This window comes from Streptomyces bohaiensis, from assembly GCF_012033785.1.
GTDB classification, from domain to species: domain Bacteria; phylum Actinomycetota; class Actinomycetes; order Streptomycetales; family Streptomycetaceae; genus Streptomyces; species Streptomyces bohaiensis.
In genome coordinates this window covers 1-8,485 of the sequence record NZ_JAAVJC010000203.1, presented here as the reverse complement: position 1 = coordinate 8,485, position 8,485 = coordinate 1, and the positions used below count along the sequence as shown (strand labels likewise).

7 protein-coding genes and 1 pseudogene are annotated in these 8,485 nt (G+C 72.9%); 1 reads left to right on the top strand and 7 read right to left on the bottom strand.

Annotated elements, in window-relative coordinates:
• The 7 genes and pseudogenes from HCN52_RS25590 to HCN52_RS18410 all read right to left on the bottom strand — a co-directional run.
• Positions 1 to 118: pseudogene (locus tag HCN52_RS25590) on the bottom strand (adenylyltransferase/cytidyltransferase family protein); the annotation flags it as partial.
• A gap of 14 nt (positions 119 to 132) precedes the next feature.
• On the bottom strand, positions 133 to 1,950 hold the full coding sequence (locus HCN52_RS18435) for a right-handed parallel beta-helix repeat-containing protein (protein ID WP_245175266.1): 1,818 nt from the start codon (positions 1,948 to 1,950) through the stop codon (positions 133 to 135).
• A gap of 507 nt (positions 1,951 to 2,457) precedes the next feature.
• On the bottom strand, positions 2,458 to 4,173 hold the full coding sequence (locus HCN52_RS18430; protein WP_168089559.1) for a coiled-coil domain-containing protein: 1,716 nt from the start codon (positions 4,171 to 4,173) through the stop codon (positions 2,458 to 2,460).
• A gap of 194 nt (positions 4,174 to 4,367) precedes the next feature.
• A complete protein-coding gene (locus HCN52_RS18425; protein ID WP_168089560.1) occupies positions 4,368 to 5,090 on the bottom strand; it encodes an ABC transporter permease in 723 nt (240 codons plus the stop codon).
• Between the two features lie 24 nt (positions 5,091 to 5,114).
• Positions 5,115 to 6,032, bottom strand: a complete 918-nt coding sequence (locus tag HCN52_RS18420) for an ABC transporter ATP-binding protein (RefSeq protein ID WP_168089558.1) — start codon at positions 6,030 to 6,032, stop codon at positions 5,115 to 5,117.
• A 2-nt stretch (positions 6,033 to 6,034) separates the two neighbouring features.
• Positions 6,035 to 6,979, bottom strand: coding sequence for an ABC transporter permease subunit (locus HCN52_RS18415; protein WP_168089557.1), 945 nt, complete (start codon positions 6,977 to 6,979; stop codon positions 6,035 to 6,037).
• Entirely contained in the window at positions 6,969 to 7,988 is a 1,020-nt protein-coding gene (locus tag HCN52_RS18410; RefSeq protein ID WP_312876766.1) for an ABC transporter ATP-binding protein, read from the bottom strand. The genes HCN52_RS18415 and HCN52_RS18410 overlap by 11 nt, the downstream gene beginning before the upstream one ends.
• A 299-nt stretch (positions 7,989 to 8,287) precedes the next feature.
• Here HCN52_RS18410 and HCN52_RS18405 point away from each other — a divergent pair.
• On the top strand, positions 8,288 to 8,485 hold a 198-nt coding region (locus HCN52_RS18405), incomplete at its 3' end, for a hypothetical protein (RefSeq protein WP_168089555.1).

Genomic DNA, 8,485 nt, shown 5'->3' with positions numbered 1-8,485 from the left:
GGATTGACCGGACGATCTCCAACCGCTCCACCAGCGGGATCACCGGTGGCCGTCCCTTCATGCCGGTCGCCGTCTCGTCGGAGACGACCCCCGCCACCAGGTGGTCGCAGCGGGCACGGGTCGGCGAGCGGGTCAGGGCAGGACCTGCCGCCCGCCGAAGGTCACGCGCAGACTGCCGTCCGCGGTGAAGGACCAGGCCAGCGTGCCGGTGTAGTCGGCGCACTTCGCCCCGTTGGAGCCCGACCAGAACTGGTTGGAGCTGTCGACGTTGCCGATCGTCCGGTCGTTGGACCCCCGGGCGCTGTGGCAGGAGACGTTGTCGCGGAAGACCGAGGTGCCGCCGTCGAACTGGAAGTTGCGCTGCGTGGAGTCGATGCTGACGTTGCCCCGCACCGACATGGTGCCGAGGTTCCGGTTGTAGGTGAAGCCGTGCTTGCCGTTGTCGTAGGCGATGTTGCGGTGGATGGTGTGGTTGACCGAGATGTCCTCGCCGCCCAGCTTGAAGCCGTTGCGGTCGCCGCTCGGGTTCTGCGTGCCGTCGCTCAGCGTCCCGTTGCGGTAGGCCAGCGAGTTCTCGATGGTCACCGCCCCGATCGGACCGGTGTCCTTCTTGGTGTAGAGGTCCCAGCCGTCGTCGATGTTGTTGTGCGCGACGGTGTGGCGGAAGACGTTGCCGGGGCCGGAGGTCAGCTTCGCCGCGAAGCCGTCGGCGTCCTCGCCGTCGGAGTCGGCGTTGTCGTGCGACACGGAGCTGAGGATCAGGTTGTGCGAGGGCCACTGGCTGCTCGGCGTGGTGGAGGCGATCCGTGAGATCTGCAGGCCGGTGTCGTGGTTGAAGCGGGTCACCGTCCGCTCCACGATGTTGTGGCTGCCGCCGACGAAGATGCCGTTGTCACCGGCGTGCTCGACGGTGAGACCGTGCAGGTGCCAGTAGTTGCCGTTGACGGAGAGACCGCGGTTGGCGGGGTCCTCGGCCATGGGGGAGAAGTTCAGCACCGGTGTCTCGCCCGGCAGCGCCATCAGCTTGGTGCGGGCGCCGGCCGTGCCGTTGTTGCCCGGCTGGATCACGATCGGCTGCGCGTAGGTGTAGCGCCCGCCGCGCAGGTAGATGGTGCCGCCGGAGGTGACGCGGGTGATCGCCGAGGGGAGCGTGGTCGGGTCGGCCTGCGTGCCCGCGGCGGTGTCACGGCCGTTGGGCGCCGCGTGGATCACCGGCCCGGTCGGGGGCGGCGGCGTGCCCGGGTCGGTCGGGTCCGGGTTGGTGGGATCGGGGTTGGTCGGGTCCGGGTTGGTGGGGTCGGGGTTGCCCGGGCTGCTGTCGTTGACCACCACGTCGTCGAAGGAGGCGGCGGCGTAACCGGTGACCAGCCCGATGCGGCCCGCGCTCCAGGCGCTGTTGCCGACCGAGGCGATCGGCTGGCCGTTGACGGTGGCGCTCACCGTGGAGCCCTCGGTGGTGAGGGCCAGCGTGTGCCAGGTGCCGGCGGTACGCGACAGGTTGCGGCTGCCCAGGACGTTGACCTGGCCGCCGTTGACGGACTGCAACTCCGCACGGTCCGCGAAGAGCGCGACCCGGTACATCCGGGTGGCGCTGCCCGCTCGGGACCCCAGCCCGGCGAAGGAGGCCGCGCCGGCGAAGCTGTCCGGCTTGACCCGGGCCTGGACCGTGTAGTTCCGCCAGGAGGTGTCGCCGGCCAGCTGCCGGGCCAGCTCGCTGTCGGACTTGGACTGCTTGAAGACCTGGGAGCCGCCGTCGGGGGCGACGAACCAGTCGCCCCCGGACTTGGCCCAGCCGCTGGGCGCGCCGTTCTCGAAGTTCTCCGACAACACGGTGGCCGCGCTGGCGGGCCCGGCCGCTCCGAGCAGCCAGACCGTCATCGTGCCGGCCAGGGAAACGGCGACGGTCGCGTACCAACGGCGTTGCCGGCGACGGGAATGCATGCGTGACATGGCTACCTCTCTCCGAGGGAAAGGCGTGCTGATCAAGGCAGGGAACGGTTGCGGACCTCCGGAGCGGAGCCCGCCGCGAGGAGCTGCAACCCCTTGCAGTTACATGGTCGTAACAGAGTTGCCCCACGGTCAGGGCCTGTCAAGACAAGCGGCACCGCTTGGTAGTAAGCGCTCTCGCGGCTCTTGGTGATGCCGCGCCGGAACTGCAACCGGTTGTGTGTTTAGCCCGCTGATCCATCCCGGGCGGCGGGGCGGATTCCGCAACTGCACGCTCTGGCATGCCAGTTGATATCCCCCTGCCGTTCCTGGGTCCTCCCGCGGCCACGAGGCCGTCGGTCGCGCGCTGCCCGCCGGGGAGGCGGCCCCGGCCGAGGTGTGTCACGGGTGCGGCGGAGCAACGCGGCCGGCTCCGGGGTGTTGGCCGGGGCACCACCCGTCGACCACCCCGGCCGGCGAGGTCGGGCCCCTGCCTTGCCCGCCCCGGGCCCCTGGGCGGGCAGGTCCGGGTCAGCTGCGGGTGTTGGTCAGGTGGGGGCCGATGTACCCCACGATCACCGACCGGGTGCGGCCCTTGCCGCGCGTGTCGTCCAGGTAGTAGATCCGCGGCGAACTGCTTCCCTTGGAGCCGAGTTTGAGATGCGCCTCCATGACCGCCCGCTCGCCGGGGTCGATGGCGGCCGGGACCCGGAAGACGCGCTCGGTGCCCCACTTCGCCATGGTGGTCGGTGACTCGTTGGTGGCCAGCTGGTTCCGGGGCCAGGTCACCGAGCCGGCCCGCCCCTCCTGGCAGTGCTGGTGGAAGCCGCCCCGGAACCCGCCCCGGACGGCGTCGGCGTAGGAGTCGAGAGCGCCCAGCGCCTGCCACGCCTTCCGGGCCCAGCGGCGGGCCCCGTCGCACTCGTCGAGCCGCAGCGCCGGTCGGGGATCGGCGGTGACGGTGAGACTGGGGAACGCCGCCGTGCAGCGCTGGAGCAGCTCCTCGAAGGTGCTCGGCACGTCCGGGTGCCCCGCGGGCCGCGGGCTCGGGACGCGATGCTTCGGCGCTGCCGCGCCGGTGCGCCCGCGTTCTCGCAACCGCTGGCGCAGATCCCTGAGTTGGGTCCGGGCGCTGTCGAGCTCCCGCAGCATGCGCAGCGCGTCCTCGAAGTCCTCGTCGTAGAGCTGCTGGAGGGCGCGCAGTTCGGCCTCGCGGGCGTCGGTGTTGCGGGTGGCCAGTTCCGTCTCGGTGCGGCTCTCGCGCAGTTCGGCGTCGGCGACGGTGAGCAGCTGTTTCAGTTCGGCGTTCTCCCGGCGCAGCGCGTCGAGTTCGAGGGCGCCGTCGGCGGCGAGGGCGGCGCGGCGCTGCTCGTCACGCCGGCGGCTCTCCTCGGTGAAGCGGAGCGCGCGGAGCGGCTCGGGGACGGGGGCGAGGGTGGCGATGCGCCGCACGGTGGGCGCGACGGTGAGCCAGGCGCGGTCCTGCGGGTCGCTGAGCCGGTCGACGGTGAGGTACCGGTGCCGGGCGCCGTCGGCCGGCCAGCCCGGGTCCGCGTCGGTGCGGAAGACGCGCACCGCGCCGGGGGCGACGCGGTGGTGCTCCCCCACGGCGCCCCGGAAGGCGTCGACGGCCGCGGTGTCGCGGAGCAGGTGCACCGAGGCGGCGCCCGCGCACTGGTCGACCACCGCGGCCAGCCGCTCGCCCCAGAGGGGTTCGGGGTGCAGTGGTGCGGCGGCGACGACGGCGGGGAGTCGTCGGCCGGGGTCGCAGAGGATGTCGATCAGGTCGTCGACCTCCGCCGGCCCGACCGGTCGCGCGTCCAGGGTGAGGGGCGCCAGCCCGTCCAACGGCTGGAGCTCCCGCACCAGTTCGCGGATCATCGGTGGCTGCGGCGGGGGCGGGGGCGCGGCGCCGCGGTCGGCGAACACCTCCAGGGCGACGGCGGCGAGGGCGCCGCCGTCGGAGGTGGTGACGCAGGTGACGGTGGTCCGCCAGGTCGCGCCGGCGCCGTCCTCCCGCAGTTGGAGGCGGACGGCGTGCTCGCTGCCGTCCGCGCGGTAGGCGGCCTGGTTGGTGAGGACCGCCGCCTCACCGAGGCGGTGGTGCCCGGAGTGGGTGGGGGCGCGTCCGAACCGCTCCGTGAGCCACCCGGCGCCGACCCGCCGCACGGTGTCGATGGGGGCGCGGGCGTCGGGGACCGTCAGCACGGTCCGGTGGGCCAGGGGGCTGCTGCCGGTGTGGGTCACGCCTCGTACCTCCCGCCGCCGCGGGCCCCGGGCGGGCAGGCGGCTCGACGGTTCCAGCGGTAGCACGGTCCGGGGCGCTCCAGGCGGAAAGCGACAAAGAGCCCACGGGCGGCCCCATCGGGTGGTATACCCGGTCGGGCCGCCCGTGGGCGGGTGGTGCGCCGGCCCGGTGGGGCGCGGTCGGGCCGGGCGGGTCAGTGCTCCCCGGCGAAGGTGAACGAGGCGAGGCGGCGGCCCGCGTACCAGATGCTGCCGACGGTCGCGAGGACCAGCAGGACGACCCCGGCGGTCAGCGAGACCGTGGAGGTCACGTTGGCTCCGCTCGCCGCGATCTGCTCGGCGAGGGTGAGCGACCACTGCTGCACCGACAGGTTGCCGACGCCCGGCATCAGCCGGCCGAACAGCGCCTCCCAGATCAGCGCGTAGATGAGGCCGATCACCACCGCGTTGCGCGACACCACGCCGAGCAGCAGGAAGATCGCGCTGTAGGCGACCACCGCGGCGGCCGTCGCCGCCGTGTAGGCGAAGGCGATGTACTGGCTGTTGCCGTTGAGGATCAACCCGGCGACGTACACCGGGACCACGGTGAACAGGGCGGTCACCGCGACGGCGACGATGAACTTGGTGGTGATGATGGTCTGGCGGCTCACCGGCTTCGACAGCAGGTACACCACCGAGCCGTCGTCGATCTCCGGCGCGATGGAACCGGTACCGGCGATGACGCAGACCAGCGGCACGACCGCGGCGAGCGCGAACCCGCCGAGGACGGAGACGGCGGCGCGGTCGTCGGCGCCGGTGGGCACCCGCACCGCGATGGCGATGGCCAGCAGCAGCGTCGGCAGCACGGCCATGATCAGGGCCCGCTTGCGGCCCAGCAGCGCGCGGAACGTGAGCCGGGCGACCGTGGGGTGGTAGATGGCGGTCATGGTTGCACGGTCTCCTTACGCACTGACCAGGTAGGAGAAGACGCTTTCCAGCGACTCGTCGGAGGGTGAGACCGTCAGCAGGCGGATGCCGCGCTCCCGCGCCAGCGCCGGCAGGCGCTCGGCGAAGCGGTGGAAGTCGACCGCCTCCACCTTCAACGCCTGCTCTGTCGGGTCGAGTTCGAGTCCCTGGGTGCAGGGGTCGGCGATCAGCGCCGCGGCCAGCGCACGGTCGTCGCTGGAGCGGATCAGGTAGCGGTGGGGCCGGTTGGTCATCAACCGGCGGATGCGGCGGAAGTCGCCGGAGGCGGCGTGCCGCCCCGCGACGATCACCTCGATGTGGGAGGCGAGCTGTTCGACCTCCTCCAGGATGTGCGAGGAGAACAGGACGGTGCGCCCCTCCTCGCCCATGCGCCGCAGCAGTTCCATGAGGTGCAGCCGCTGGCGGGGGTCCATGCCGTTGAACGGCTCGTCCAGCAGCAGCACCGCCGGGTCGTGGACCAGTGCCGACGCCATTTTGACGCGCTGCCGCATGCCCTTGCTGTAGGTGCCGACCGGCCGGTCCGCGGCGGCGGTCATCTCGACCGTCTCCAGGGCGCGTTCGGTGGCGGCGCCGGGGTCGGGGAGCCCTTGGAGCTCGGCGTTGGCACGCACGAACTCGCGGCCGTCGAGGAACTCGTAGGTGGACTCGGTCTCCGGCACCAGCCCGATGCGCCGGTAGGCGTCGGCGTTGCGCCAGATGACCTCGCCGTCGAGGGTGACCGCGCCGTCGGAGGGCGGCAGGAACCCGCTCATCATGTGGATCAGCGTCGACTTGCCGGCGCCGTTGGGGCCCAGGAGGCCGGTGATCCCCGGCGTGATGTCGATCGACACGTCGTTGACGGCGACGACGTTCCCGAACCAGCGGGACACGTTCTCGATGCGGACGACAGCCATGGTCAGATCCCCTCCTTCCGGTAGCGGCGGACCAGCAGGAACGAGCAGAGCGCGGTGAGGCCGACGGTGACCAGCAGGTAGGCCAGCCCCATGCCGCCCGCGGAGGGGTCCGACCCCGGCGGGAAGTCGGTGTCGCCGCCCAGGTAGGCGCCCTGGACGCCGTCCATCAGGGTGCCGGGCGAGAGCAGCCCCACCCAGCCGGCCGCGGCGGTGTTGCCGAGGTCGTGCAGGATCACCTGCAAGGAGGTGGCGGCGAAGTACGGCACCGTCAGCACCGCGATCACGGCGGCGACGCCGAAGCCCCGGCGCGGGGTGAGGGAGGCGACCAGCAGCGCGATCGCGGCGTGGAGCAGGGCGAAGACGACGGCACCGGCCAGACCCTGGAGGAAGCCCACGGTCTGGTCGCCGGCGTCCAACTCGGCCAGCAGCGCGCCGGCGTACAGCACCACCAGCGGCAGCGAGGTGAAGAGGAAGATCGCGGTCGCCAGCGCCGCCAGCTTGGAGGCGACGTAGTCGGTGCGCTCCAGCGGGCGGGAGAAGTACAGCGGGATGGTGCGGTACCGCAGGTCCAGCGAGACCATCTGCGGGGCGGCCAGCGCGATGTAGAGGCCGAGCACCGGCTGGAGCATCACCGCGTACCGGGTGTACTCCAGCGGCAGGTCGTCGAGGTTGGTCACCAGCGCGACGGCGACCATGATCACAGCAGGCAGCACCATGATCGCGAGCAGCAGCATCGGGAGGATCTTCGACTTCGCCGAGCGGCCGATGCCGAAGGCGCCGCGCACGGACTGCTCCACCAGGGCGCGCCGGGCGTGCGAGCGTCCCAACCGGGGGCCGTCGTAGCCGCGGTAGCCGATGTCGTGGATGCGGGCGTCACCGCGGGCGGTGGCGGTCCCGGCGGGCGTCCCGCCGGTGGTGGCCGGGTCGGCGGCGTGGTCATTCGGCACGGCGGCCCGCTCCTTCCTGTGCGACCGGGGCGGGGGCGGCCGGGGCCGGCGTCGCGGGGTGGGTCGGGTCGGCGGGCGTGCCGTCCGTCCGAGTGGAGAACACCTCGGCGATGCGGCGGCGGCGCTGCTCCATCCGGATCAGCCCGAGCCCGAGGTCGGTGACGGTGTCGCGCACGGTGTCGTAACCGCGTTCCCCGGCCTCGCCGGGCGGTATGTCCACCATCACCAGCCGGCCGCCCTCCCGGCGGACGGCGACCCCGGCGGCGACGAGCGCGTCGTGGAGCGCCGTGGCGCCGTTGGGGTGGGCGTCGCTGTCGGTGACCTCGACCGCCAGCGACGTGGTGGAGGAGGTGAACCCGCCGATCGGCTCCGACCGCAGCAGCCGGCCACCGTCGATGACGACGACGTGGTCCGAGACCCGCTCCAACTCGCCGAGCAGGTGGGAGGTGGTGAGGACGGAGATGCCGAAGTCGGCGTGGACGCGGCGGATCAGCGCCAGCATCTCGTCGCGACCGGCCGGGTCGAGGCCGTTGGTCGGCTCGTCCAGCAGCACCAGGCGCGGGTCGTGGACCAGCGCCTGCGCCAGCTTCACCCGCTGCTTCATGCCGGTGGAGTAGCCGCCCATCGGGCGGTAGCGCTCCTCGTACAGGCCGACGTGGCGCAGCGTGTCCGCCGTCCGCTCGCGCGCGGCGGCGCGCGGCAGCCCCGACATGCGGGCCATGTGGACGACGAACTCGGTGGCGGGCACGTCCGGCGGCAGGCAGTCGTGCTCCGGCATGTAGCCGACCTGGGCGCGGATGGCCGCGCCCTCGGTCGCCGAGTCCTTGTCGAGTACGCGCGAGGTGCCCTCGCTGGCCGGTGCGAGGCCGAGCAGGAGTTTGATGAGGGTCGACTTACCGGCTCCGTTGGCGCCGACCAGACCGGTGACACCCGGTCCGATCGACACGGTGAGCCGGTCCAGCGCGGTAACCCCTGGGTACCGCTTGCTGAGCCCCTCCGTCACGATCACAGTCACCCGGATGACGCTACCGGCCCGCGGCGCGCCGCACGTCCCCCGAAGGTCTCGTCGCGAGCGGCCGGTCGTCGTCCCTCGGGCGGACGTCCCGTAGGGGGCGGTCGGGGCGTGCGAGGGTCGTACGACCAGGTCGGCCGACCGGTTCGCCCCACCGGTCGCCCCTGCCCCACGGCGCGACATCCACCCCGTGCGCGACGTTAGCTGCGCGGTGCAACGGGGCAGGCGCACGCCCGGACGCGGTCCACACCGCGCCCGACCAACGCCAGTGACGGGGCCGGGAGGTGAACGGGCGCATGCGCGGCAACCCGACGCCCCGCACCACCGGTACCGTCGGCCGCTCCGCCGGCGCGGAGCGGGACGGCGCGGGGCAGCGGCCGTCCGCCGACACGCGCCCGGCCGGTGTGCGCCGGGTCCGCCGGCTGATCGTCGCCACCGTCTTCCTCGGCGGGCTCCTCGCCACCGGCGTCGCCACGGCCTCCGCCGCGGCGGCC